The organism is Microbacterium panaciterrae, from assembly GCF_039541635.1.
GTDB lineage: Bacteria > Actinomycetota > Actinomycetes > Actinomycetales > Microbacteriaceae > Microbacterium > Microbacterium panaciterrae.
The window spans coordinates 49,828-75,307 of sequence record NZ_BAABGP010000004.1 but is presented as its reverse complement, the minus strand read 5'-3'; the positions used below and the strand labels follow the sequence as shown (position 1 = coordinate 75,307).

24 protein-coding genes are annotated in these 25,480 nt (G+C 70.2%); 6 read left to right on the top strand and 18 right to left on the bottom strand.

Features of this window, described 5'->3' with window-relative positions:
- Positions 1 to 6: 6 nt before the first annotated feature.
- From ABD882_RS02710 to ABD882_RS02695, 4 genes are all read right to left on the bottom strand, one after another.
- The gene (locus tag ABD882_RS02710) at positions 7 to 1,686 is read right to left on the bottom strand and encodes a glycoside hydrolase family 13 protein (protein WP_345184101.1); all 1,680 of its coding nucleotides are present in this window, start codon (positions 1,684 to 1,686) and stop codon (positions 7 to 9) included.
- A gap of 114 nt (positions 1,687 to 1,800) precedes the next feature.
- Positions 1,801 to 2,688, bottom strand: coding sequence for a carbohydrate ABC transporter permease (locus tag ABD882_RS02705; protein WP_345184098.1), 888 nt, complete (start codon positions 2,686 to 2,688; stop codon positions 1,801 to 1,803).
- Positions 2,688 to 3,599 (bottom strand): carbohydrate ABC transporter permease, encoded by a 912-nt coding sequence (locus tag ABD882_RS02700; RefSeq protein ID WP_345184096.1) that lies wholly within the window; start codon positions 3,597 to 3,599, stop codon positions 2,688 to 2,690. Before ABD882_RS02700 ends, ABD882_RS02705 begins: the two co-directional genes overlap by 1 nt.
- The gene (locus tag ABD882_RS02695) at positions 3,596 to 4,900 is read right to left on the bottom strand and encodes an ABC transporter substrate-binding protein (protein ID WP_425563318.1); all 1,305 of its coding nucleotides are present in this window, start codon (positions 4,898 to 4,900) and stop codon (positions 3,596 to 3,598) included. The genes ABD882_RS02700 and ABD882_RS02695 overlap by 4 nt, the downstream gene beginning before the upstream one ends.
- Before the next feature lie 133 nt (positions 4,901 to 5,033).
- Between ABD882_RS02695 and ABD882_RS02690 the strand changes: the two genes are divergently transcribed.
- A complete protein-coding gene (locus ABD882_RS02690; RefSeq protein WP_345184092.1) occupies positions 5,034 to 6,245 on the top strand; it encodes an ROK family transcriptional regulator in 1,212 nt (403 codons plus the stop codon).
- A 33-nt stretch (positions 6,246 to 6,278) separates the two neighbouring features.
- Here ABD882_RS02690 and ABD882_RS02685 read toward each other — a convergent pair whose 3' ends face one another.
- From ABD882_RS02685 to ABD882_RS02670, 4 genes are all read right to left on the bottom strand, one after another.
- Positions 6,279 to 7,631: a dihydrolipoamide acetyltransferase family protein gene (locus ABD882_RS02685; RefSeq protein ID WP_345184090.1), complete on the bottom strand. Its 1,353-nt coding sequence runs from the start codon at positions 7,629 to 7,631 to the stop codon at positions 6,279 to 6,281.
- Between the two features lie 30 nt (positions 7,632 to 7,661).
- Positions 7,662 to 8,627: an alpha-ketoacid dehydrogenase subunit beta gene (locus ABD882_RS02680; RefSeq protein ID WP_345184432.1), complete on the bottom strand. Its 966-nt coding sequence runs from the start codon at positions 8,625 to 8,627 to the stop codon at positions 7,662 to 7,664.
- A gap of 77 nt (positions 8,628 to 8,704) precedes the next feature.
- Complete coding sequence (locus ABD882_RS02675; RefSeq protein WP_345184088.1) at positions 8,705 to 9,826, bottom strand: thiamine pyrophosphate-dependent dehydrogenase E1 component subunit alpha; 1,122 nt, start codon at positions 9,824 to 9,826, stop codon at positions 8,705 to 8,707.
- 198 nt (positions 9,827 to 10,024) lie between these two features.
- On the bottom strand, positions 10,025 to 11,095 hold the full coding sequence (locus ABD882_RS02670; RefSeq protein WP_345184086.1) for a histidinol-phosphate transaminase: 1,071 nt from the start codon (positions 11,093 to 11,095) through the stop codon (positions 10,025 to 10,027).
- A 61-nt stretch (positions 11,096 to 11,156) separates the two neighbouring features.
- On the opposite strand from ABD882_RS02670, the gene ABD882_RS02665 reads away from it, so the two are divergent.
- Positions 11,157 to 11,561 (top strand): phage holin family protein, encoded by a 405-nt coding sequence (locus ABD882_RS02665; protein ID WP_345184084.1) that lies wholly within the window; start codon positions 11,157 to 11,159, stop codon positions 11,559 to 11,561.
- 4 nt (positions 11,562 to 11,565) lie between these two features.
- Here the strand turns inward: ABD882_RS02665 and ABD882_RS02660 are convergent, their stop codons facing one another.
- Together ABD882_RS02660 and ABD882_RS02655 are read right to left on the bottom strand one after the other, a co-directional pair.
- The gene (locus ABD882_RS02660) at positions 11,566 to 12,972 is read right to left on the bottom strand and encodes a hypothetical protein (protein ID WP_345184082.1); all 1,407 of its coding nucleotides are present in this window, start codon (positions 12,970 to 12,972) and stop codon (positions 11,566 to 11,568) included.
- A 5-nt stretch (positions 12,973 to 12,977) separates the two neighbouring features.
- The gene (locus tag ABD882_RS02655; RefSeq protein ID WP_345184079.1) at positions 12,978 to 13,223 is read right to left on the bottom strand and encodes a hypothetical protein; all 246 of its coding nucleotides are present in this window, start codon (positions 13,221 to 13,223) and stop codon (positions 12,978 to 12,980) included.
- 112 nt (positions 13,224 to 13,335) lie between these two features.
- Between ABD882_RS02655 and ABD882_RS02650 the strand changes: the two genes are divergently transcribed.
- Both ABD882_RS02650 and purB read left to right on the top strand, forming a co-directional pair.
- Positions 13,336 to 13,854, top strand: a complete 519-nt coding sequence (locus tag ABD882_RS02650) for a low molecular weight protein-tyrosine-phosphatase (RefSeq protein WP_425563313.1) — start codon at positions 13,336 to 13,338, stop codon at positions 13,852 to 13,854.
- Between the two features lie 65 nt (positions 13,855 to 13,919).
- Positions 13,920 to 15,293 (top strand): adenylosuccinate lyase, encoded by a 1,374-nt coding sequence (gene purB / locus ABD882_RS02645; RefSeq protein WP_345184430.1) that lies wholly within the window; start codon positions 13,920 to 13,922, stop codon positions 15,291 to 15,293.
- A 39-nt stretch (positions 15,294 to 15,332) separates the two neighbouring features.
- Here the strand turns inward: purB and ABD882_RS02640 are convergent, their stop codons facing one another.
- The 5 genes from ABD882_RS02640 to manA form a co-directional block, all read right to left on the bottom strand.
- Positions 15,333 to 16,775, bottom strand: coding sequence for an MFS transporter (locus ABD882_RS02640; RefSeq protein WP_345184077.1), 1,443 nt, complete (start codon positions 16,773 to 16,775; stop codon positions 15,333 to 15,335).
- 70 nt (positions 16,776 to 16,845) lie between these two features.
- Positions 16,846 to 17,220 carry a hypothetical protein gene (locus tag ABD882_RS02635; protein ID WP_345184075.1) on the bottom strand — a complete coding sequence of 125 codons (375 nt, stop codon included), beginning with the start codon at positions 17,218 to 17,220 and terminating at the stop codon, positions 16,846 to 16,848.
- Positions 17,217 to 17,912 carry an acyl-CoA synthetase gene (locus tag ABD882_RS02630; RefSeq protein ID WP_345184073.1) on the bottom strand — a complete coding sequence of 232 codons (696 nt, stop codon included), beginning with the start codon at positions 17,910 to 17,912 and terminating at the stop codon, positions 17,217 to 17,219. The genes ABD882_RS02635 and ABD882_RS02630 overlap by 4 nt, the downstream gene beginning before the upstream one ends.
- Positions 17,913 to 17,958: 46 nt before the next feature.
- Positions 17,959 to 18,936, bottom strand: a complete 978-nt coding sequence (locus tag ABD882_RS02625) for a DMT family transporter (RefSeq protein WP_345184071.1) — start codon at positions 18,934 to 18,936, stop codon at positions 17,959 to 17,961.
- Between the two features lie 53 nt (positions 18,937 to 18,989).
- The gene (manA, locus tag ABD882_RS02620; RefSeq protein WP_345184069.1) at positions 18,990 to 20,165 is read right to left on the bottom strand and encodes a mannose-6-phosphate isomerase, class I; all 1,176 of its coding nucleotides are present in this window, start codon (positions 20,163 to 20,165) and stop codon (positions 18,990 to 18,992) included.
- A 107-nt stretch (positions 20,166 to 20,272) separates the two neighbouring features.
- Between manA and ABD882_RS02615 the strand changes: the two genes are divergently transcribed.
- Positions 20,273 to 22,012 (top strand): AMP-binding protein, encoded by a 1,740-nt coding sequence (locus ABD882_RS02615; RefSeq protein ID WP_345184067.1) that lies wholly within the window; start codon positions 20,273 to 20,275, stop codon positions 22,010 to 22,012.
- 16 nt (positions 22,013 to 22,028) lie between these two features.
- Here ABD882_RS02615 and ABD882_RS02610 read toward each other — a convergent pair whose 3' ends face one another.
- Positions 22,029 to 22,352 carry a winged helix-turn-helix transcriptional regulator gene (locus ABD882_RS02610; RefSeq protein ID WP_345184065.1) on the bottom strand — a complete coding sequence of 108 codons (324 nt, stop codon included), beginning with the start codon at positions 22,350 to 22,352 and terminating at the stop codon, positions 22,029 to 22,031.
- Positions 22,353 to 22,379: 27 nt separating this feature from the next.
- Between ABD882_RS02610 and ABD882_RS02605 the strand changes: the two genes are divergently transcribed.
- Positions 22,380 to 22,673, top strand: coding sequence for a DoxX family protein (locus ABD882_RS02605; RefSeq protein ID WP_345184063.1), 294 nt, complete (start codon positions 22,380 to 22,382; stop codon positions 22,671 to 22,673).
- Positions 22,674 to 22,838: 165 nt separating this feature from the next.
- On the opposite strand, the gene ABD882_RS02600 is transcribed toward ABD882_RS02605, so the two are convergent.
- Positions 22,839 to 23,744: a VOC family protein gene (locus tag ABD882_RS02600; protein WP_345184061.1), complete on the bottom strand. Its 906-nt coding sequence runs from the start codon at positions 23,742 to 23,744 to the stop codon at positions 22,839 to 22,841.
- A 66-nt stretch (positions 23,745 to 23,810) separates the two neighbouring features.
- Positions 23,811 to 25,289 (bottom strand): MATE family efflux transporter, encoded by a 1,479-nt coding sequence (locus ABD882_RS02595; RefSeq protein ID WP_345184059.1) that lies wholly within the window; start codon positions 25,287 to 25,289, stop codon positions 23,811 to 23,813.
- Positions 25,290 to 25,480: the final 191 nt, after the last annotated feature.

Here is a 25,480-nt window from a genome sequence, read left to right as displayed (position 1 = left end):
TCTGGCTCAGCCCTGCAGCCAGACCGTGGTCTCGGCAGGCACGGTCCCATCCTTGAGCACGCCCAGCACGACCGCGGCCGAGGCGTCCAGGACGTACGATTCGGTGCCGAAGTTCGTCACGACCCCCCAGCCGTTCGGACGGACGAAGTGCAGCACGTCGTCGCGGCCGGTCTCGATCCACTTCAGGCTCTCGCCGGTCTGCAGCTCGTGCCGCAGCGCGAGCGCGCGGCGGTACGCGTTCAGCAACGACGCAGGATCGGCTTCCTCCGCCTCGACCGCGTACGCACCGAACCACTCCGGTTGCGGGATGTGCGCTCCGGCGCTCCCGAACCCGAACGACGATCCTTCGCGCGCCCACGGCAGCGGGACGCGGCAGCCGTCGCGACCGAGGCCGTCGCGGTCAGGGTCAGCACCGCGGAAGAACGCAGGATCCTGCCGATCCTCGGGCGCAATGTCGGCCACCTCATGCAGACCGAGCTCCTCCCCCTGGTACAGGTAGGTACTGCCGGGCAGGCCGAGCAGGAACAACGAGGCCGCGAGCGCACGACGCCCGCCGCGCTCGAGGTCGATCTGGTCCGCCGGGCCGCCCGCGAGGATCCACGCGGATCCCTGCTTGACCTTGCGTCCGTTCAGCGGCGCGAGCCCGTACCGCGTGGCGTGCCGCACCACGTCGTGGTTCGAGAGCACCCAGGTGGAGCTGGAGCCGGTGGCGGCGCTCTGCGCGAGGTTGTCGGTCACGATGTGCCGGAACTGCCCGGCGTCGAAGTCGGCCTCGAGCAGGTCGAAGTTGAACGCCTGCCCGAGCCCTTCCGGGGTCGCGTACTTCGCGCGGCGTTCGGCGGTGGCGACCCAGGCCTCGGCGACCGCGATGCGCGGCGGGTCGTACTTGTCGAACACCTGCCGCCACTCGCGGTAGATCTCATGCACGGCGTCGCGGTCCCACATCGGGTGCTGCCCGTCGGTGGTGTCGATCGCATCGAGCTCGGCCTGGCTCGGCAGCACCGCCGGGAGGTCCTTGCTGAGGCCGTGCGCGACGTCGATCCGGAAGCCGTCCACGCCGCGATCCGACCAGAACCGCAGCGTGGACAGGAACTCGGCGTGCACGTCGGGGTGGTCCCAGTTGAAGTCGGGCTGCTCGGTGGCGAAGTAGTGGAAGTACCACTGGCCGTCGCCCACGGGCTCCCATGCGGGGCCGCCGAAGCACGACTGCCAATCGGACGGCGGCAGCGCGCCGTTCTCGCCGAGGCCGTCCCGGAAGATGTAGCGGTCGCGCTCCGTCGAGCCCTTCGGTGCCGCGAGCGCGGCCTGGAACAGCACGTGCCGGTCCGAGGAGTGGTTCGGCACGATGTCGACGATCACCTTGATCCCGCGGGCGTGCAGCGCCGCGATCATGTCATCGAAGTCGGCCAGGGTGCCCAGTCGCGGATCCACGTCGCGGTAGTCGGCGACGTCGTAGCCGCCGTCCGCGAGCTCGGACGGGTAGAACGGGCTGAGCCAGACCGCGTCGATGCCGAGCGTGGAGAGGTAGTCGGCCTTGTCCACGACGCCGCGGATGTCGCCGAGACCGTCGCCGTTCGAATCCGCGAAACTGCGCGGATAGACCTGGTAGACGGCGGCCTGGCGCCACCAGGCCGCGTCGGCGGATCCGGTCGCGGGGGTCACGGTCGCGAGGACTGCATCGGTCATGAAGAGGAACTCCTTCGGTGTTGCGGTGGGACGTCGGGCCCGTTCGGCCCCGACGAGGTGAGGTCGGCTCCCGAGCGGCCGGCCGTTCGGCCGTCTCGGGAGCAGGCCGGTCGGTCAGCCCTTCACGGCGCCCTGGGTCACGCCCTCCATCACCCAGCGCTGGGTGAACAGGTAGGCCACGATGGCCGGGGCCATCGCCATCAGGTACGAGGCGAAGGCCACGTTGTAGTTGCTGCTGAACTGGTTCTGGAACAGGTTCTGCCGCACCGGGAGGGTCTGCAGAGCCGGATCCGAGATGATCAGCGACGGCATCATGAAGTCGTTCCACGCGTACAGGAAGGCGAAGATGCCGACCGTCGCGCTCATCGGCCCGAGCAGCGGGAAGATGATCCGCCAGAACGTCTGCCAAGTGCTCGCCCCGTCGATCCGCGCGCTCTCCTCGAGTTCGAGCGGAATCGACCGCAGGAACGCCGTGAACAGCAGCACGCTGAAGCTGAGCTGGAACATCGTGGCGAGCAGGATCACGCCGAACGGGTTGTCCAGATGTGTCAGCCCGGTGAGCTGGATCTGCGGCAGCGCCACCACCGGGAACGGGATGAACATCGCCGCGAGCAGGTAGAAGAACGAGTACCGGAACAGCCGGTGATCCCAGTTGCGCACGATCGCGTACGAGGCGAACGCCGCCAGCACCACGGTCAGAAGCACGGTTCCCGCGGTGACGAGCAACGAGACGCCCGCACCGACCGGGAACTTCGTGAGGTCCCAGGCCTGCGTGAAACCGTCGAAGCTGAACGGCGCCGGGAGCGAGAACGCATTGCCGTCGACCGCCTGCTTCGACGTCTTGAACGCCATCGAGATCGTCACGTACAGCGGGATCAGCACGGTGATCGCGCACAGGATCAGGATGATCGTGCCCGACCAGTTCACCCGCTCCATCCGGATGCGGGGCTTGCGGCCACCCGTGGACAGGGCCTGGGTGGTGAGAAGAGTCTGCGTCGACATCAGAGTGCGTTCCTTCCGCGCGTCACGGACAGCTGCAAGAGCGAGATGAGGATGGCGACGACGAAGAAGATCGTCGCGTTGGCCATCTGGTAGGCGTAGTCGCCGCCGTTGAAGCCCGCGATGATGGTCATCGCGACGCTCCGGGTCGCGGTGCCGGGCCCGCCGTCGGTGAGGCCCTTGATGATGTCGTAGGCGTTCAGGAAGCCCTTGAAGCCCAGGACGAGGTTGATCACGAAGTAGCCGGCCACCAGTGGCACCGTGATGCGGGTGAGCTGCTGGACCTTGTTCGCACCGTCGATGTCGGCGGCCTCGTACACGTCTCCGGGGATCGAGAGCAGGCCCGCGATGTAGATGAGCAGCGTGCCAGGGATCGCCTGCCACGCGGTCACGATCACGATGCCGACCCAGGCCAGGTCCGGGTTCGCCAGGAGGCTCGTGGACAGCCACGGGATCCCCGTCGCGGTTCCGAGAGCCGGGATCGAGTTCGAGAACAGGAAGTTGAACACGTACGCGATGATGATGCCCGAGATGACCATCGGGATCACGAAGATCGCGCGCAGCCCGGTCTTGAACCGGATCCGCGAGACCAGCCCGACGGCCAGCAGGAAGGCGAGCACGTTCACCACGATCACCGTCACGATCGAGAAGCCGAAGGTGAACAGGTAGCTCTGCAAGATGGCCGGATCGCTGAACGCCGCGATGTAGTTGGTGAAGCCGTTGAAGCTCCAGGTTCCGATCCCGATCGAGTCGGTGAAGCTGAAGAAGATGCCCATCACGGCGGGCACGGTGATCGCCAGCGTGAACAGCACCAGCGTCGGCAGCAGGAACAGGTAGTAGATCGGATCGATGCGACGGCTGCTGCGACGGATCCTTCGGTCGCCCCCGGTGACAATGGTCGTTGTCGCGCTCATTTCGCGGTCCCCTTCGTGTCGCTCGGAAGCTTCGGGGCGAGGAAGGCGGCACGCGCCCAGTCCGCGTCCATGGTGCTCAGGGTGTCCTTGACGCTGCCCCCGAGGGCGATCGACTGGACGTAGTTGAAGACGGGGATCGTCTTCGGCACGAGCACCGACGCCCCCTGATAGACCGCGCCCTTGGTGTAGTACGGGATCATCCCCTCGATCCGCGGATCGGTCGGCATCGCCGCGTCCGTGGTCGGACTGAAGCCGAGCTGCGAAGCGTTGTACGCGTCGACGATCTTCGGCTGGTAGAGGTAGGCGAGGAAGTCCCGGGCCGCCTTCTGGTGCTGCGATCCGGTCGGGATCATCGCCGCGAGGTCCATGTTCACCCTGACCTTGAGTTCGTCCGGGTTGTCGGTCATGGGCAGCGGGAAGCTCCCGAGCTGCAGGTCGGGGGATGTCTTCGCGATCTCACCGAAGGCCCACGGACCCTGCAGGTACATGGCCCCCTGACCCTTGGCGAAGGCGAGGTTCCCGTCCACGTAGGCCTGGCTGCCCGCGTTCGGCTGCGTGTACTTCTTGATGAGCTCGACCATCTGGTCGACCGGCTTGGCGAAGTCCTTGGAGAAGGATGTCTGCGAGTTCGGCCCGACGGTCGTGCCCTCCTTGTTCAGCTTGGTGAAGAAGTCGACGACCGGCACCTCGCCTCCGACCGCATAGTCGTACCAGCCCTGGCCGATCGTCCAGTTGTCCTTGAACGTGCCGTAGAACGGCGAGACCCCTGCGACCTTGAGCTTGTCGCACGCGGCGATCAGCTCGTCCCAGGTCTTCGGGACCTGGATGGCGTACTTCGCGAAGATCTCCTTGTTGTAGATCACCGAGGCGGCCATCACCGAATAGGGCAGCACGGTGGTCTTGCCCGGGCACACGCCGTACTGGTCGAGCAGGGGCTTCAGATCCTCCCTGATGCGCCCGGCCTCGGGGGTGTCGGCCAGGTCGGTCAGCGCGCAGCGCTGCACGAACCGGGCGACCTCGAAGTTGTAGTTCGCCAGCATGAGGTCCGGCGGGTTGCCCCGCACGAAGCTGGCCGAGACCACGTCGACTCCGGACGTGTCGATGACCACGTTCACCTTGTCCTGCGAGGCGTTGTAGTCGTTCACCACCTTGGTCATGAAGTCGATCGCCTCACGCTTGCTGAACGTGAAGCGGATCGTCTCGCGGCTGTCGGCGGAGCAGGCCGCCAGGCCTCCCGCCGCGAGCGCGAGCACCGCTGTGACGGCCAGGGCCCTCACAGCCCGCCTGATCTTTGCAGACACCATCGTCCTCTTCTCCGCCCCCTGGTCCGCGTCGCCCCATCGCCGATGCGTATCTTCGGGGATTAGATTTTGTACCCGAATCAACTCGGACGAGAGATACTCTGACAGAACCCCACCCGAGAGGTCAAGCATCATGTCGACACCCGCCGTCGAGCCGGGCAGCGCACGGCCCAGCCTGGGCCAGGTCCTGGACTTCGCCTGGGGGCGCGGTCCGTTCACCGCCACCGACGCGATGGCCGGAGCATCACTGACCCGCTCGACGACGATCGACACGCTCGACACGCTCGTCGAGCTGGGAGTGGTGCACGAGCTCGCGAACGCCCGTGACGCCGGCGAGTACTCCGGAGGGCGCCCTGCCCGTCGCTTCGAGCTGCCCGCGGGCCTCGGCGCCGTGATCGCGATCGACGCCGGCGATGCCCACCTCGGCATCATGGTGACCGACCTCGCCCGCGCGCCTCTCGCGCACGTGCGCACCGACCTCGATCCGGAGCACACGGTCGGTCAGCGCAGGCGGGCGATCCTGCGCCACCTGGAGGCCGCGCTCGCGCAGAGCGGCGTGCCGCGGGACCGGATCCTCGCGCTCTGCGCCGGCGTCGCGGCTCCCGTCGCGCGGGACGGATCCTCCCCGCCGCATCCGTCCGGCTTCTGGGAGCGCACCAACCCGGGCCTCGCCCAGGCGCTCGTCGACTGGGCGCCGGTGGTGCAGATCAAGAACGACGCGTGCCTCGCCGCCGCCGCCGAGGGCGATCTCGGGGAGGCCGTCGGCTGTCGTGACTACATCGCGCTCGTGGCCGGGGAGCGGCTCGGCGCAGGTGCCGTCGTGGACGGACACATCCTGCACGGAGCGCACGGCGGCGTGGGCGAGATGGTGCTGTTCGACCATGTCCGCGGCGTCGACTCCGCGGACGGGCTCGGCCCGGTGACGTCCCGGATCGCGCGGGAGCTGATCGCGGCAGGTGACGCCGCGCCCGACGGAAGGCTCGCGGCCCTGGTCGTGGACGGGCTCCCGCCGGAGCGGATCCTGGCGCTCGCGGCCGCCGGCGATCCTGATGGCATGCAGGTGGCTCGTCGCGTCGGCGAGTTCCTCGCCCGCGTGGTCGCCGTGCTCGGCAGCACCTACGACCCGGAGCAGGTGATCGTCTGCGGTGCGATCGCGGACGGCATCGAGCCGGTGCTGGACGCGGCCCGCGACGCGCTGCGCCCCCTGCTCGACCTGCCCGCACCGAAGATCCTGCGCTCGCGCCTCGGCGCCGACATCGTGCTCACTGGTGCGGTCTCGACGGCCCTCGCGGCCGCCCGCAGCACCGGCCTGCCCTGGCTCGTGGCGCAGCGCCTACGCGGCTGAGCCGCGCAGGCTGACGCGTCGAGGCGTCCTTTATCAGTCCACCAGCAGTGCGGGCTCCTCGAGCACGGCGGCGACGTCGGCGATGAAGCGGCTCATGCCGTCACCGTCCACGACGCGATGGTCGAAGGATCCCGCCACCGTGGTCACCCAGCGCGGACGCACCTCGCCGTCGACGACCCACGGCTTCTGGCTGATCGTGCCCATGGCGACGATGCCGGCCTCGCCGGGGTTGATGATCGGGGTGCCCGCGTCCATCCCGAACACGCCGATGTTGGTGATCGTGATGGTGCCGCCCTGCTGATCGGCGGGCGTCGACTTGCCCTCGCGCGCGGTCGTGGTGAGGCGGTTCAGCGCCCGGGCGAGGTCCTTCAGGCCGAGATCCTGCGCGTCCTTGATGTTGGGCACGAGCAGTCCGCGCGGGGTGGCCGCCGCGATACCGAGGTTCACGTAGTGCCGCACCGCGATCTCGGCGCCGTCGGCGGTGTCGATCCACGCGGCGTTGACCATCGGCGTGCGACGCACGGCCCAGATCACGGCGCGCGCCACGATCAGCAGCGGCGACACCTTGATGTCGGCGAAGTCGGGCGATGCCTTGAGCCGGCGGACCAGCTCCATCGTGCGGCTGGCGTCGACCTCCTTCCACACGGTCACGTGCGGCGCGGAGTACGCGCTCTGCACCATGCCGGCGGCGGTCACCTTGCGCACGCCCTTGACCGGGATCGACTCGGTGCGACTCTCGTCGGCGCCGGCCCGTGCCGGCGCGATCCCGCGAGCGAGGCCCACCGGAGCGGCCTGCGGGGCGGGCACGGTCTCCTCGCGCACGTCACCCCACTCGGGCGTCTGGATGTTGCGGAACACGCTGGCCTGCTCGGCGTGGCCCATCACATCGTCGCGGGTGACCTCGCCGTCCGCACCGGTCGGCGTCACCGACGCGAGGTCGACGCCGAGGTCGCGGGCGAGCTTGCGGATCGGCGGCTTCGCGATCACGCCGACCGAGGAGCGCACGGGCCGCTCGGCCGGGCGGCGACGACGCGAGGTCGCCTCACCGCCGGATCCGTAGCCGACGAGCACGGATCCGGATCCCTCCTCCGCGGCCGGTGCGGCCGCTCCGTCCTCCGGCCCCTGCGCCTGTCGAAGGGCGGGGGCGGCCGTCAGGAACGTGATGATCGGCGTGCCGACGTCGATGGTCTTGCCCTCCTCGACGAGCAGCTCGCCGACGGTGCCGGCGTGCGGCGAGGGCAGCTCGACGAGCGACTTGGCCGTCTCGATCTCGCAGATCACGTCGTTGACCGCGACCGTGTCGCCGGGTGCCACCTTCCAGGTGACGATCTCGGCCTCGGTCAGCCCCTCGCCGACGTCCGGGAGGGTGAAGGTCTGGGTGCTCATGATCGGGATCCTTTCATCGATTCGGGGTCGTCAGTAGGCCAGGGACCGGTCGACGGCCTCGAGGATCCGGTCCGGATCCGGCAGATAGACGCCCTCGAGCTTCGCGGGCGGGAACGGGGTGTCGTAGCCCGACACTCGCAGCACCGGGGCCTGCAGGGCGTAGAACGCACGCTCCATCACGGTCGCGGCGATCTCGCTGCCGAGGCTCACGAAGCCCGGCGCCTCCTGGGCGCAGATCATCCGGCCCGTGGAGCGCACGGAGTCCAGGAGCGGCCCGTAGTCGATCGGCGACAGCGAGCGCAGGTCGACGACCTCGCAGCTCGTGCCCTCGGCCTCGGCGAGCGCCGCGGCCTGCAGCAGGGTCGACACCATCGCGCCGTGCCCGACGAGGGTCACGTCGGTTCCGCGGCGCACGATCCGCGAGGCATGCAGGGGCAGCGCGGGGGCGGCCAGATCCACCTCGCCCTTCGGCCAGTACCGGCTCTTCGGCTCGAGGAAGATGACAGGGTCGTTCGAGGCGATCGCCTCCTGGATCATCCAGTAGGCGTCGTTCGGGGTCGACGGCGAGACCACGCGCAGGCCGGGCGTGTGCGCGAAGTACGTCTCCGGGCTCTCCTGGTGGTGCTCGACGGCGCCGATGTGCCCGCCGTACGGGATCCGGATCACGATCGGCATCGAGATCCTGCCTTCGTGCCGCGCCGTCATCTTCGCCAGCTGCGTGGTGATCTGGTCGAACGCCGGGAACACGAACCCGTCGAACTGGATCTCGATGACGGGCCGGAAGCCGCCCATCGCGAGGCCGATCGCGGTGCCGACGATGCCGGACTCCGCGAGCGGGGTGTCGAGCACGCGCTGCTCGCCGAAGTCACGCTGCAGATGCTCGGTGACGCGGAACACCCCGCCGAGACGGCCGATGTCCTCGCCCATGAGGATCACCCGAGAGTCATCCTCCATCGCCTTGCGCAGCCCTGCGTTCAGTGCCTTGCTGAACGGCATCGTCTCGATGCGCGCCACGGCGCTGGTGCCGGCCGCCGCGCTGGTGTCGGCCGCCGCCGTCTGGTCGATCACGGTCATCACTCACCCTCCTGGAACGAGGCCTCGTACTGCGCCTGCCACGCCTTCTGCGCGGTCATGAGCGGATGCGGCTCGCTGTACACGTTGTCGAAGATCGCCTCCGGCCCGGGAGCGGTGAGCGCGAGGGTGCGCACGCGCAGGTCTTCGGCGGCGTCCGCAGCCTCGGACTCGACATCGGCGAAGAGAGATCCGGCGGCGCCCCGGTTCTCGAGGAACGCGCGCATCCGGGTGATCGGATCGCGCCGCGCCCACTCCTGCTCCTCGTCGCTGCCGCGGTACTTGGTCGGGTCGTCGCTCGTGGTGTGCGCGCCCATGCGGTACGTGACCGCCTCGATCGCGCGGGGTCCCGCGCCGCCGCGAGCCTCGTCGAGCGCACGGCGGGTCACGGCGTAGCTCGCGAGCACGTCGTTGCCGTCGACCCTGACCGACTCGATGCCGTAGCCGGCGCCGCGCTGCACGAGCGGCACGCGGGACTGGGTCGAGACGGGCACCGAGATGGCCCAGTGGTTGTTCTGCAGGAAGAACACCTCGGGCGTCTGGTAGCTCGCGGCGAACACCATCGCCTCGTGCACGTCGCCCTGACTGGACGCGCCGTCGCCGTAGTAGACCATCACGGCCTCGTCGCGGTCGACGTCGCCGGTGCCGCACTTGCCGTCGAAGACCAGGCTCATCGCGAGGCCGGTGGCGTGCAGGGTCTGCGAGCCGAGCACGAGCGTGTAGATCCGGGTCTTGCCGTTCTTCGGGTCGGACGGATCCCAGCCGCTGTTCGAGGTGCCGCGCATCAGCTTGATGATGTCGACGGGATCGACCCCGCGGATCCGGGTGACGGCGTGCTCGCGGTACGACGGGAAGATCGTGTCCTGCGGGCGCGAGGCGCGGGCGGATCCGACCTGCGCGGCCTCCTGACCGCGGCTCGGCGGCCACAGCGCGAGCTGCCCCTGCCGCTGCAGATGCGTCGCCTGCTCGTCGATCGCGCGGATCACGACCATGTCGCGATAGAACTGCTCGAGGTCGCTGTCGGGCAGCGCCTCGATGAGCGAAAGGTACTCGTCGGCGGCGGGACTCGGAGCGAAGGCTCCCTCGGCGTCGAGGACGCGGACGGTGGCGGAATCGGCGGTCACGTTGTCTACGGTAACCGAGCTTTCCGCGTCAGCAGTGGAGGGTGCGCACAAACGATGCCGCGGCTCCTGTGACGATCCCCACCGACGCATGCGCCTGCGCGGATATCCAGGCCTCCCACGCATTTATGCCAGGTCCCTCTAGCTTTTTGCATGGGAGTCCTTGCATCGGCGGATCCTGCCCGCGTATCAGCGGCGGGCTCAGCCCCGCTGGGTGGCCGCGACGTCGAGCACCCGCTGCAGGGACGCCTCCTCGCCGACCGAGATGCGGATCCCGTCGCCGGCGAACGCGCGGACGATGAGCCCGGCCTGCTCGAAGGCCGCGGCCACGTCGACGGTCGCCGCGCCGGTCGGCAGCCAGACGAAGTTGCCCTGGGCATCCGGCACGTCCCAGCCCTGGGCGCGGAGACCCTCGACCAGCACGGCGCGGCGCTGCACGATCACGGCGACGCGGGCGAGCAGTTCGTCCTCGGCGTCGAGGCTGGCGATGGCGGCGCGCTCGGCGGCGGCGGTCACCGACAGCGGCACGGCCGTGCTGCGGGCCGCGTCCAGCACCCGCGGGTGGCCGATCGCGTAGCCCACGCGGAGGCCCGCGAGCCCGTACGCCTTGGAGAACGTGCGCAGCACCACCACGTTCGGGTGCGCGTCGAAGATCCGCGCGGCGAGCCCGTCGACCGCGTCGGGCGCGGTCACGAACTCGGCATAGGCCTCGTCGAGCAGGATCAGCACGTCGGCCGGAACCTTCGCCAGGAACGCGGCGAACTCGGCGCCGGTGACGATCGGACCGGTCGGGTTGTTCGGGGTGCACACGATGATGACGCGGGTGCGCTCGGTGACGGCCGCGGCCATGGCGTCGAGATCGTGCCGGGAGTCGGCCAGCAGCGGCACCTGCACGCCGGTCGCGCCCGCCACGAGCGGCAGCCCGGGATAGGCCTCGAACGAGCGCCACGCGTAGATCACCTCGTCGCCGACGCCGGCGGCGGCCTGCACGAGCTGGTACAGGATCGCGACACTGCCGGATGCGACATGGACCCCGTCGGGGGCCACGCCGTAGCGCTCCCCCAGCCGCGCGCGCAGCGCCCCCGCGGTCGCATCGGGGTAGCGGTTCATCGGCGTCGTGTCGGCGAGGGCCGCGACGACCTGCGGCAGCGGGTCGAACGGGTTCTCGTTGCTGGACAGCTTGAACGCGTCGGCGCCCGCCTGCTTGCCCTGGCGGTAGGGCGGCAGGGCCGCGATCTCTTCACGGATACGGGGCAGGATCGGAGCGCTCACGCGTCGAGTCTAGATCCGGATTCCCCGGCCGTTCCCGGGCTGTGGTGCGAGAATCGGCGTCATGAGGTTTCTCATCCGCGTCATCGTGAATGCGTTCGCCATCTGGGTGGTCAGTCTGATCTCGATCCTCGAGGTCACCGTCACCCCCTATCCGCCGGGCGGACAGATCCCGCTGATCGTCACGCTGCTCGTGATCGGGGCGGTGTTCGCGATCGTCAACACGATCATCGGCACGGTGCTCAAGATCGTGGCGTTCCCGCTGTACATCCTGACGCTCGGGCTGATCTCGCTCGTCATCAACGGATTCCTGCTCTGGATCGCCGCCTGGATCACCGGATTCTGGGGCTGGGGGCTGCACGTGGGCGGCTTCGGCTGGACGATCCTCGCCGCGCTGCTCATCGCCATCATCAACGCCGTCTTCGCCGGGATCCTGCGCCCGCAGCGGCACCGCGACCGCGACCGCTGACCGCTCACCACTGCGGTGACGCATCCGGGAGCACGGTCGTCGCCGTGTAGTCCCGGGAGGTGATCTTCGCCCCGTCCAGCGCGGCGAAGTGCTCGCGGATGACGTCCATCCGGGGGTCGCCGGACTGCTCCGCGCGACGCACCGTCTCCTGGTACTCGGCGAGCTGGTGCGCCGGCATGTGCGGGTCGATGCCATGGCCCGGCACGGCCGTGCGCGTGATGACGAGGCTGTCCGGCGACCCGGTCCCGTCCGCCGCACCGCCCCCCGCGAGCACGGCGACGAGGTCGTCGGTGTGCCGCACGGCGACGTCGAGCACGTCGGCGGGCAGCTGCGGCTCGATCGGCGAGCCCACGGTGAAGACGCCCTGCACGTCGAACTCGCCGGACTGCGCGATCAGGCCCGTGATCATCCCGCCCTGCGAATAGCCCACCAGGTCTACCGGAGTGCTCGCATCGGCCCCCGCGTCCTTGAGCGCGGCGACGGTCGCCTTGTACGAGTCCGACTCTTCGTGGTCGAGGTAGGCGTCCTTGTTCGAGCGCATGTTCCAGGGCTCCGCCTTGCCGCCCGCGGGACGGGTGCCGTCCACATACGCCACGAAGCGCCGGGATCCGTCGTTCAGCTCGTAGGTCTCGACACGCACCTGCGGCGCCTTGCCGCTCGGCACCCGCGCGATCGCGTCGGTGAGCGAGGCGGGAGCCCGACGCACGGGCACAGGATCCGCGCCCCGGGTCACGAGCACATCGCCGGGACGCAGTGCCGGGGCCGCCGCCGGGGCATCCGCCCCGCGCACGACGGCGACGCCGGGCGTCGCCGTCAGCGGCTTCGATGCCGGCACCACCCCGCCGGAATCCCCCACGATCGCGATGCCTGCGCTCAAAATACGGCCGGCCGACAGCAGCGCGAAGAGCCCCGGGGTGATCGGCCCGAGCATGAGCGCCGCCAGGTTCTCGGGGGCGAGCGGGGACGGATCCTCCCCGAGCACGAAGCCGTCGGTGCGATGACTGTCCCACTCCTGACGCAGGGCGGCCTCGACCGCCGGAAGGTGCACGTTGTTCCGCAGCAGCTCGTCGATGCGGAGCTGGTACGCCTGCTCGAGCCGCCGATCCGTGCCCGCGATCAGATGCTGCTGCGCCCGCAGTTCGGCCAGCTCGTAGACGTCGGACAGTGTTCCGGTCGTGCTCGCGAGCCTGGTGAGCGCCTCCCCCGCGGAGCGCAGCTGCGTCGTCGCCGCCCACAGGCACGGCATCGGGCCGACGGTGGTCGCGGCGATGATGTCGGGGATCGCGAGCAGCTCCTGCTCCGCGAGGTCCACCGCGACGGACGCGTACAGGATCCGGTTGCCGATCCCGCGCAGGTCGTCGGGATCGATGGCGATGATGCCGCCGCGGGTGATGTCGATGTCGTCTCCCATCGCGCTCACCCCCGCTGCAGCGCGGACTCGATCGAGTCCACCTGGACCAGGGCGGCGAGGAGGTCGTTGCGGCGGCGCTCGAGCTCGCTGTGCACGAAATCGTTCGCTCTCGCCTGCCAGACGCACCCCTCGTCGATCGCACGCAGATCGGCGATCGTGCGCTCGATGCGCTCGCGCGCGCGGTCGCAGCGCAGCAGCGCCTCGCTGAGCAGCCAGGATCCCTGGGCGGAGTCGGGTGCGATGGTGAGCATGGGTCCACCCTGCCGATCTCGCGCCCCGCGCGGGGGCCGCGATGCGCAACCGGGGGGATCCTCGCCGGAGCGCCCGATTGTGGAGGGAGGGCGGGACGGCCCTTGCGGCAGAATGGGTGCCATGACCGAGCCGGATCCGTTCCGCGTGATCTTCGTGTGCACGGGGAATATCTGCCGGTCCCCCATGGCCGAGGTGGTCTTCCGCGACATCGCGGACAAGCAGGGCCTCGGCGACCGGATCCTGTCCACCAGCGCCGGAACCGGCGACTGGCACGTGGGCGAGCAGGCCGACACCCGCACGATCGAGGCGCTGGCCCGGCGCGGATACGACGGCACCCGGCACCGTGCCCGCCAGTTCACCTATGACGCGTTCGCGACGAACGACCTCGTGGTGGCGCTGGACCGTTCGCACGAGCGGATCCTGCAGCAGTGGGCGCGCGACGAGTCCGAGGAGGGCAAGGTCACCCTGCTGCTGTCGTTCGAGCACAACCCGTCGGTGCTCGACGTCCCCGACCCCTACTATGCCGACGCCAGGATGTTCGACGAGGTGCTCGGTATGATCGAGAGCGCGAGCCACGGCCTGTTCGGCCAGCTCGAACCCGCCATCCGGCCATCGGCACCCCGTATCTGACGTCCCCCTCCGACGCCAGCGGTGCCTCGATCAGGAGGTCTCCCCTGACTGCTCAGCTTCCGGCCCTGTCGCCGCTTCCGGCACAGCCGCTCAGCCCGCTCGACGGCCGCTACCGCACCGCGGTCGCTCCGCTCGCCGACTACCTGTCCGAGGCGGGTCTGAACCGCGCGCGGGTCGAGGTCGAGGTGGAGTGGCTGATCGCCCTCACCGACCGCTCGCTGTTCGGCACGGCGCCGCTCGCCGACACCGACAAGGAGCGCCTGCGCGGGCTGTACCGCGATTTCGGCCAGGCCGAGATCGACTGGCTCGCCGAGAAGGAGGCGGTGACCCGGCACGATGTGAAGGCCGTGGAGTACCTCGTCCGCGACCGTCTCTCCGCGCTCGGCCTGGACGCGATCGCCGAGCTCACCCACTTCGCCGCCACGAGCGAGGACATCAACTCCGCCTCGTACGCGCTCACCGTGAAGCGCGCCGTCGAGCGGGTGTGGCTGCCCGCACTGCAGGACATCATCGCGAAGCTGCGCGAGCTCGCCTCCGAGCACGCCGACGCCGCGATGCTGTCCCGCACGCACGGCCAGCCGGCCACCCCGACCACGATGGGCAAGGAGCTCGCGGTGTTCGCGTGGCGCCTGGAGCGCGTGGCGAAGCGGATCGAGTCCTCCGAGTACCTCGCGAAGTTCTCCGGCGCGACCGGTACCTGGTCGGCGCACCTCGCCGCCGAGCCGACCGTGGACTGGCCCCGTGTCGCCCGCGAGTACATCGAGGGGATGGGGATCGACTTCAACATCCTCACCACCCAGATCGAGTCGCACGACTGGCAGGTCGAGCTGTACGACCATGTGCGGCACGCGGGCGGGATCCTGCACAATCTCGCGACCGACATCTGGACGTACATCTCGCTCGGCTACTTCGCGCAGATCCCCGTCGCGGGAGCGACCGGATCCTCGACCATGCCGCACAAGATCAACCCGATCCGGTTCGAGAACGCCGAGGCGAACCTCGAGCTGTCGGGGGCGCTGCTCGGATCGCTGTCCCAGACGCTGGTGACCAGCCGCCTGCAGCGCGACCTCACCGACTCGACCACGCAGCGCAACATCGGCGTCGCGTTCGGGCATTCGCTGCTCGCGCTCGACAACCTGCGCCGGGGTCTGAACGAGATCTCGCTCTCGCGCGACGTGCTGCTCGCCGACCTCGACACCAACTGGGAGGTGCTCGGCGAGGCGATCCAGACCGTGATCCGCGCCGAGGTCACGGCCGGACGCTCCACGATCCAGGATCCGTATGCGCTGCTCAAGGAGCTCACGCGTGGTCACCGGGTCGGCGCCGCGGAGCTGGCCTCGTTCGTGCAGGGCCTGGAGATCGGCGACGACGCCAAGCAGCGCCTGATCGCGCTGACCCCGGCGACGTACGTCGGCCTCGCGGAGACGCTCGCGAAGTAGCGGGGTCCTCGGGGGTCGCGCCTCGTCGCGACCGGACCCTCAGGCCTCGGCGGGGATCGCGGCCGGCAGGACCGCGCGCTCGCCGGCGCGGTCCTTCGGCATCGCGAAGATCGCGCACAGCAGGAGCGCGGCCGTCGTCGCCGCGGCGATGAACACCCAGGTCGAGGCGTGCACGACCGCCACGGGATTCTGCGCGCCACCGCTCTGCGCCATGATCGCGTTGGAGATGGCGCCGTAGATGGCAACGCCCACCGCTGCGCCCGCCGAGCGCGCGAACGTGTTCATGCCGGTCACGGCGCCGCGTTCGCCCCAGCCGACCGAGGCCTGCGCGACGATCAGCGTGGGCGCAGCCGTCCAGCCCAGGCCGAAGCCGATGACGAACGCCACCCCGGCGACGACGAACGCGTTCGGATAGGGGCCGACCAGCGCCAGCCCGATCCCGCCCACCGTCGCGATCGTCGCCCCGATCAGCGCGGTGAAGCGGAAGCCGTGCCGCAGATAGAGGCGTCCGGCGTTCGCGGCGGAGAGCGGCCAGCCCAGCGTCAGCGCTGCCACGGCGAGGCCGGAGAGCAGCGGGACGACGCCGATGGATCCCTCCAGGTAGGCGGGGGCGAAGCTCGTGATCCCGGTGAGCAGCGCGCCGATGGCGAACGAGGCGAGCGTGGTGGTGAGGATCAGCCGGCGGGAGATGACCCGGGGGTCGATGATGGGTTCGGGCGCCCGACGCTCGACGAACACGAACGCGACCAGTGCGAGCATCCCGCCCACGAAGCAGATCGCGCTCGGCAGCGACAGCCAGGCCCACGCGTTGCCGCCCTCGAGCACGCCGAGGATCAGCCCGGTGAGCCCGATCGTGAGCAGCACCGCGCCGGGATAGTCGATCCGGTGCCGACGGCGTTCGGTCTGCTCGTGGAAGTGCCGCGACAGCATCCATCCGGCGAGCAGGCACAGCGGGATGTTGATGAAGAAGATCAGCCGCCAGGCGTCGAACTGCGCGAAGATGCCGCCGAGCGCGGGGCCGACGACCGAGGCCACCGCCCACACGCTCGCGATGTAGCCCTGCACGACGGCGCGCTCGGCGATCGTGTACACGTCGCCCACGATCGTCATGCCCATGGGGGCGACGGCGCCCGCGCCGAGACCCTGGACGAGCCGGAACAGGATCAGCGAGGTCATGTTCCACGCCAGTCCGCTGAGGATCGATCCGAGCAGGAACAGCGCGATCCCGAACATCAGGATCGGCTTGCGGCCCACGGTGTCGGAGAGCTTCGAGTAGATCGGCACGCTCACCGCCTGCGCGAGCAGGTAGATCGAGAACAGCCACGGGAACTGCTGGTAGCTGCCGAGGTCGCGCACCACGCTCGGCACCGCCGTGGCGAGGATCGTGGCGTCCATCGCGATCAGGCCGGTGGTCAGCATGATCGCGAGCAGCACCGGTCCCCGCTCGGAGCGGAAACCCACGCCGCCGCGATCGATCGTCATGCTCACCCTGGACACAAGCCTGTGAGGGCCGCCACTATTCCTGGGCGGACGCCGCGGCCCCGGCCGCCGGTCAGGACGTGGCGTCCCGCGGGCCGTCCTCGGCGGCGCCCTGGGCGGTTCCGTCGCCGGATGCGGCAGCGTCGTCTGCCTTGTCGTACAGCACCGGGCCGCTGTGCGGCTTGACGAAGTCGGCCGGGTCGATCGCGAGGATCAGGATCGACAGGATCAGCAGCGCGACGATGAAGATGCCGCCGGTGACGATGAAGGAGAGGTTCCACGGCGGGATCGCACCGTAGGTGCCGTTCGCCACGCGGCGCATGACGTCCTGGGTGAACGCGCCCGTGGCGATGAGCGTGACCGCTCCGGCGAACACGCCGCAGAGCAGGGACAGTCCGACCAGCTGAATCGGGCGCATGAGGTCGCGGCGCCGGGTCTTCTCGGTCATGCGGATCCTTCGTTCTCGGCCGGTGCCGTCGCGACGGCTCCGGCGATGGTGGGCGCCGAGGCGGATCCGTGGCCCGCCGCCTCGGCGACCCGCGACGAGCGCGGAGACAGCCCGGCGATGCCCAGGAAGACGGCGACGATCGCGGCGTAGGCGCCGAAGATCCCGACGGCGAGGGTGATGCCGGTGAGCGTGAACGACCCGGCCTGGGCGATCGAGTACTTCAGCGCGTAGGTGCTGGGCACGCAGGCCAGCGCCACAGCGAGCGCGAGCCCCAGCGATCCGATCAGGATCGCGTCGCGGGCGCCCTCCGGCGCGGGGAGGTTCTCGGCCCGGGCGATCCTGCGCGCACGGATGCCGGCGATGAGCTCGATGAACCCGGCGAGCGCTCCCCAGACGATGACGAGCACGAAGAACAGCGGCGTGGTGCGCCACATCGGAATGCTGGCCGCCATTCCGGTGAGACCGGCGACGACCGCCATCAGGACGTACGGCCAGCGCCAGCCCGGGCGGGCGGCGAGCCATCCGCCGAGCACGAAGATGAGGCCGCTGACCAGAGCGAAGCCGCTGAACACGGCGAGACCCACCGCCGCCGAGTGATCGGCGGAGAAGGTGACCATCAGCGCCGCGACCGCTGCGAAGGCGGCGCGTGCGAGCTGCACATGGTGCAGCTGGAACGTGCGGGTGGCGGGCATGACGGATCCTCGGTCGGGCGGACCCTGCCAGTCTACGCGGGGGATCCTAGGCGCCCGCTCGGGACGACGGTCCGGCGCCGGGGGCGCCGTCGGGCTCCGGCTCGTGCTCGGGGTCGGGATCCGGATCCTCCGCCGCGCGCCCGTCCCGGCGGCGGGGCTGCAGCTCGCTGAGCAGCGTGCCGGCGATGATGAGCGCGGCGCCGAGGATCGCGAGCGGGGGGATCCGCTCCCCTGCGATCCGTCCGACCACACCCGCCCAGACCGGCTCGCCGGTGTAGATGATCGTGGCGCGGGTCGCCGACACCGAGCGCTGCGCCCAGTTCATGGTGAGCTGGATCAGTCCGCTCGCGAGCCCCATCGCGATGCCCGCGATCAGCCAGACCGGATCGAACGCCGGGATCGCCTCGCCGACCGCCGGCATGGTCGAGAAGCCGAGCAGGGACGCCGTGAGCAGCTGCACCACGGTGAGCCGGCCCACGTCGAAACGGCTGCCGAACAGGCTGATCAGGATGATCTCGGCCGCGATCGGGAGGGTGCTGATGAGCGTCAGGATCTCGCCCTGACCGAGGTGGATCCCGCGGGACCCGATGCCGGCGACCAGCAGCAGCCCCACGAAGGCCAGGCCCGCGCCGACCAGGGTGAGGGCCCGCGGCGGCTTGCGCAGCACGAGCCATTGCAGCAGCGGCACGAGCGGCACGTAGAACGCCGTCATGAACGCGCTCGTACTGGAATCGATCGTCTGCAGGCCCGCGGTCTGCAGACCGTATCCGCCATAGATCGCGGCGCCGATGGCCGCGCCGGCGCCGATCTCGCGCCTGCTGATCCCGCGCAGCGAGCGCCAGAAGATCGCGGCCGCGAACAGCGCCGCGGCGAGGAAGCGGAACCCGACGAAGAACCACGGGCCGGAATGCTGCATCGCCGTGTGCACGACGAGGAAGGTACCGCCCCAGATGACCGTGATGGCGACGAGCGCCCACTCCTGCGGGATCAGCCCCAAGATGCGGCGAGAGACGGGCTGGTGCACGGGACCACGTTACGGGAGATCGCCCCGGGGTCCGCCAGGTCGTTGCGGCCGGATCAGCCGGCGGTCGCGATCCAGAGCCGCCCGGATCCGGCGACCTGCACGGAGGCGGCCCGCGTGACGAACACCGAGGTGCCCCGCGGTGCGTCGGCGGACGCGCCGTGGGAGGATGCGCCGTCCGCCGTGAGGCGGAAGGATCCGTCGGTCGTGACCGCGATCGAGGGACCGCCGAGTGCGACCGACGCGTCGCCGGTGACGGCGAGCAGCTCGAACGGCACGTCGGCGCCCGAGGCGTGGATGCGCGGGCGGTAGCTGCGCACGCCGTCGCCGGCCTCGACCGGGACGAGGTGGTCGTCGTCGCTCGCGGTGAAGGTGAGCACGCGTTCCAGCTCGGCCACGTCGACGTGCTTCGGGGTGAGGCCCCCGCGCAGCACGTTGTCGCTCGGGCCCATCAGCTCGACCCCCGCGCCGCGCAGATAGGCATGGATGTTGCCCGCCGGCAGCCACAGCGACTCCCCCGCGGCGAGCGTGATGTGGTGCAGCATCAGGGCGACGGCGATGCCCGGATCGCCCGGATAGGCCGCGGCCAGGCGCGTGACGAGCTCGAAGCGCGGATCCGTCGCGGCGGCGGCGACCAGCGCCCGCACCGCCTTCTCGACCTCAGGTCCGCCGGCGAGCAGCCAGGAGAAGCCCGCGCGCAGCCCCTCGGATCCGGCGAGCACGGCGCGCCACGGCGCGAGGTCGTCGGATCCGGATCCCGCGGCGAGCGCGTCGACGTCGGCGAGGGTCTCGGCGACCGGGCGGAAGCCGCAGAGGGCCTCGAACCCGTCCTCGAGCGCGACGATCAGCTCGGGCTTCGCGAACGGATCCTTGTAGTTGCGGAACGACGCGTCGAGCGGAATGCCGCGCGCGTTCTCGTCGGCGAAGCCCGCGGCCGCCTGCACCGGGGTGGGATGCGCCTGCAGCGAGAGCGGCGAGCCCGCGACGAGGATCTTGAGCAGGAACGGCAGCTTCTCACCGCTGGTCTGCTCCCAGTCGATCAGGGTCACCCACGGCGTCGCGGCGACCGTGCGCGCGGGGGATCCCGGATGCGCGCCCAGCCACAGCTCGGCCTCCGGGCCGCCGGATCCCGGCGTGCCGAGCACCTGCGCGACACCGTCGACCCTCCCCCACGCGTAGTCGCGCGGGTCGTTGCCGATCTCGACGAACAGGGGAGGCGTGGGCGTGCTCATCCTGCCAGCGTAGCGACCGGCGCCTGGACGCGCCGCGGCGCCCGGGCCTCGCGGAAGCGGCGGATCCGGACGAAGATGAGGACATCCGAACCCCGCAGGAGTCGAACATGAGTCAGCCCCGCCCCGCGACCGCCGCCACCGCCGCGATCCGCTCCGCCCGCGATCTGCTCTTCGCGCATGCGAGGGACTATCCGGGAGCGCGGGCGACGTTCCGCTGGCCCGCTTTCGCGGAGTTCAACTTCGGGCTGGAGTGGTTCGACGTCGTCGCCGCGGAGAACCCCGACCGCCCCGCGGTGCAGATCGTGTCGGCGGATCTGAGCAGCCGCAGCTGGTCGTACGGCGAACTGTCGCGGCGTTCGGATCAGGTCGCGAACTGGCTGAGCGGCCTCGGGATCCGCCGCGGCGACCACGTCATCGTGATGCTCGGCAACACGATCGACCTGTGGGAGACGATGCTCGCGCTCACCAAGATCGGCGCGGTCGCGATCCCCACCTCGACGCTGCTCTCCCCCGCCGACCTCGCCTACCGCGCGGAGACCGGCGAGGCCCGCGCGGTCGTGACGATGACCGCGCTCACCGACCGGGTCGCCGCGCTGCCGGCGTCGATCCTGCGCATCGCCGTCGGCGCAGACGGCGAGGCGGCGGCGGGCTGGCATGATTTCGCCGACGCGGCCACGGCATCCGACGAATTCCAGCCCGACGGCCCGACACCGGCCGACGACACGAGCCTGCTGTACTTCACCTCGGGCACGACGAGCCGGCCGAAGCTCGTGCAGCACACGCACGTGTCGTATCCGGTCGGGCACCTGTCGACCATGTGGTGGCTGGGCGTCCGTGAAGGCGATGTGCACCTGAACATCTCCTCGCCGGGCTGGGCCAAGCACGCGTGGTCGAGCTTCTACTCGCCGTTCCTGGCCGAGGCGACCGTGTTCGTGTACAACTACGAGCGCTTCGACGCGAACACCCTGATGGAGGTCATGGATCAGCACGGCGTGACCACCTTCTGCGCCCCGCCGACCGTGTGGCGCATGCTGATCCAGGCCGATCTCGGCCGCCTCGCGCACCCGCCGCGCGAGCTCGTCGGCGCCGGGGAGCCGCTGAACCCCGAGGTGATCGGCCGCGTGCGCGACGCCTGGGGCGGCACGATCCGCGACGGCTTCGGTCAGACCGAGATGACCGCGTGCGTGGGCAACTCCCCCGGCCAGGTCGTGAAGGACGGATCCATGGGGCGTCCGCTCCCGGGCTATCCGGTCGTGCTTGTGGATCCGGTCACCGGAGCGCGCGTCGACGGCGACGCCGACGGGGCCGGCGAGGGCGAGATCTGCCTCGACCTCGCCGAGCAGCCACTCGGGCTGATGGCGGGGTACTACGCGGATCCGGACGCGACCGCGCGCTCGCGCGAGGGCGGATTCCACCACACCGGCGACATCGCCACCCGCGACGCCGACGGCTACCTCACCTACGTCGGCCGCGCGGACGACGTGTTCAAGGCCTCCGACTACAAGATCTCGCCGTTCGAGCTCGAGTCGATCCTGCTCGAGCACCCCGACGTCGTCGAGGCGGCGGTCGTGCCGAGCCCGGATCCCACCCGGCTCGCGGTCCCGAAGGCGTACGTCTTCCTGACGGCGTCCGCGCACGACGACCTCGACGCCACCGCGGGCTCGATCTTCGCCTACGCCCGCGGCAAGCTCTCGCCGCACCAGTGGGTGCGCATCATCGAGTTCGTCCCGGAGCTGCCCAAGACGATCTCGGGCAAGATCCGCCGCGTCGACCTGCGTGCCCGCGAGGCCGAGCGGATCGCCGCGGGCGACGAGTCCGGCCAGCACCACGACCGCGACCACCGCTGAGTGGGGCTGCGGGGGCTCAACGCGCGTCGTAGGCCGCGCGGGACTCCTCGATCGTGGGGTGGTTGGTGATCGCCCAGCGCGCGATCGTGTGCGCGATGTCGACGAAGGTGCGACCGAGCGCGGTGAGCGCGTACTCGACCCGCGGCGGCACCTCGGCAAAGGCGGTGCGGGTCACGAGGCCATCGCGCTCGAGCTGGCGCAGCGTGAGGGTGAGCATGCGCTGCGAGATGCCGGGGATGTGCCGGAGCAACTCGCTGAACCGCATCGTGTCGCCATCGAGCGTCGCGACCACCAGCAGCGACCACTTGTCCCCGACCCGGTCGAGCACGTCGCGGATCATTCGCCCGGCGTCCGCCCCGCGAAGCTGGTGACTCCCAAGGCCGCTCTCGCCGAGCGCGGCATGGCATGGACCGAGGACTTCTCGGCGGGCGCCGTCAAGACGTTCGCGGCCCTCGAGGTGGTCGGCGCGATCGGCCTGATCCTGCCCCTGGCAACCGGGATCGCGCCGATCCTGACCCCGCTCGCCGCCACCGGTATCGCCATCATCATGATCGGCGCCGTCGTCGTGCACCTGCGCCGCCACGAGCCCGCAGCCCCGGCGATCGTCCTCGCCGTCCTCGCCGTCGCCAGCGCCGTGCTCGGCTACCTCGTGGTGCTCTGACCCACCCGGCTATCCCCATCCCGCCGGAAACGGCGTTTCGTCTCGCTGCTCCTTCGTCGCTGCTCGCTCAACGACCCCGAGGAGGGGGACCGACCGGAGCGCAGCGATCGGTCTCTCGGGCGCGCAGGCATCGGGACTGGCGGGGCTCGCGCAGCGAGCGACCCCTCAGAACTCAGCGATGACCAGCTTCTTCATCTGCATCATGTGCTCGTAGGCGTGCGGGCGCTGCATCAACTCAGCCATGTTCGACGGCACGATCTGCCAGCTCACGCCGAACGGGTCGGTGAGCCAGCCGCACTGCTCGGCGGCGGGCACGGCGCTGAGTGCGTCCCACAGCCGGTCGATCTCGTCCTGCCCGTCGCAGTCGACCTGCAGGGACAGGCCGGGCGTGAACGAGATGTCGTAGTCGGCAGGGGATGCCGCCACGGCGAAGTCCTGTCCGGCGAGCCGGAACTCCTCGTATCTGACGTTGCCGCCCACGTCGGGCATCTGGGTCAGCGGGTACTCGACCACGCGTCTCGACCCAGAGCCCGGCAGCAACGAGATGTACAGCTCGACCGCCTCCTCCGCGCGGCTCTGCACCGCCCCGTTGAACATCAGCATGGGGACGATCTCGTCGACGGTCTCGGCCGTCGGATCCGTGAGCTTCAGCTGCCAGCTGACGCCGTACTTGTCTTCGATCCATCCGTACAGGGCGCTGTACGGATACTCGCCGATGTCCATCAGCGCGAGCCCCTCCTCGCCGAGGCTGGTCCAGGTGCGGTTGATCCACGCGCGCGCGGCGCCCTCATCGCCGTCGAACCGGCGCGCGTCCACGTTCACCAGGAACGAGATCGCCGGGGTCGGGTGGAACTCGCTGCCGGCGTTGATGAGGCTGATCCGGAAGCCGTCCAGGTCGACGTCGACGACCACCGGCTGCCCGGCGAACTCCTGCTGGAACTCGGGCAACCCGTCGGCCGGATAGCGACCGGTCACCCGGGAGGAGGTGTTGTCGAACACCGACGCGTAGAAGGCCCCGACCTCTTCGGCGTTCCGATCGCACCAGATGTTCGGGATGATGCGCTGCGGCATGTCGATGCTCCCTCGCCGTTGTCCCCGCCCCCAGCGTGCGCGCTCAGACGCCCGGACGCAAGGGCTTCAGCGGCGCCCGATGCGGATTCGCGGTTTCGGCTTCGCGCTCGCGATCGGAATCGGGGCCGTGATGACCGCGTCGACCACCATGGATCCGTCGGTCGGGCCGACGACGGCGATCGCGGTGGTCGGGGTGACCTGGGCCGGATCCACCCGCATGCGGCCCAATTCGCGATGCGCCTTGAGATACGCAGGGATCAGCAGCACGGTCGCGCCGATCCACGCCAGCGGGTTGCTCAGCACCACGCCGGGGTATCCGATCAGCGCCCCCAGCACGACCGCGGCGCCCACGCGCATGACGAGCTCGATCACGCCGGTGATCGTCGGGATCAGGGCGTGGCCGAGCCCCTGCAGCACCCCGCGCAGCACGAACAGCACCGCGAGCGCGGTGTAGCTCAGGCCGTTGATCAGCAGCATCAGGGCGGCGAGGCGGACGACCTCGTCGGATCCGGATCCGATGAACAGGCGGACCATGAAGGATCCGAACAGCACCAGCAGCGCGCCGAGGACGACCGCCGTGATGACGGCCATCCAGATCGCCTCGGAGACGCCGCGGCGGATCCGGTCGGGGCGTCTCCCGCCGAGGTTCTGCGCCGCGTACATCGAGGCCGCGAGTCCGATCGACTGCAGGAAGGCGATGGCGATGCTGTCCACGCGCGAGGCCGTCGTGTAGGCGGCCACGGCCTCGGCACCGAGGGTGTTCAGGGCGACCTGCACGGTGATCGTGCCGATCGCGATGATCGAGGCCTGGAAGCCCATCGGCAGCCCGAGGCGCAGGTGCTCGGCGAGGTCGGCGCGGGAGACCTTCCAGTCGGCGCGGTGCACGTGCAGCACCGGGAGCCTGCGCCACACGTAGAGCAGGCACAGCACGACCGACACGGCCTGCGCGACCACCGTCGCCAGGGCCGCGCCCGCGACGCCCCATTCGAACACGCCCACCATCAGGATCACGAGCACGATGTTCAGCGCGCACGACACCGCGAGGAACACCAGCGGCGTGCGGGAGTCGCCGATCGAGCGGATCACGGCGGACAGGTAGTTGAAGAACATCACGGCGCTGCCGCCGATGAACGTCACCTCGGTGAACACCGTCGCCTGGTCGAGCAGGATCGGCGGGGTCTGCAGCAGCTCGAGCAGAGGGCGCGAGACCAGCGGGCCCGCCACCGAGATGATCACGGCCGCGGCGCCGGTGAGCAGCGTCCCTGTGGCCACGGAGCGGCGCACGGCGGCGTGATCCCCTGCGCCGAACGCCTGCGCGGTGGGGATCGCGAAGCCGCTGCTGAGCCCCCACGCGAAGCCCAGGAGCAGGAAGATCAGGCTGCCGGTCGCACCGACCGCGGCGAGCGAATCCACGCCGAGATGGCGCCCCACGACGATCGCGTCGGCGAACTGGTACAGCTGCTGCACGACGTTGCCGATCAGCAGGGGGATGGCAAAGGCGAGGATGACGCGCCAGGGGCGGCCTGTGGTGAGGGGCGTGGCCATGAGAGCTCTTCGGGGGACGGAGGTGAGCGGAACCGAGCAATCCTATCGAATCGATTCGAGCCCTGTCGACGCCTGGCGGTGTGTTTCTCGGAAAGCGCTTGCGTCGGATCCGTGCGCGTCGCCGGATCCGTGGCCCTCCTTCGGACATGTACGCGATCTTCGGACGTCTTCCCCCGGATCCGTCCGAAGAT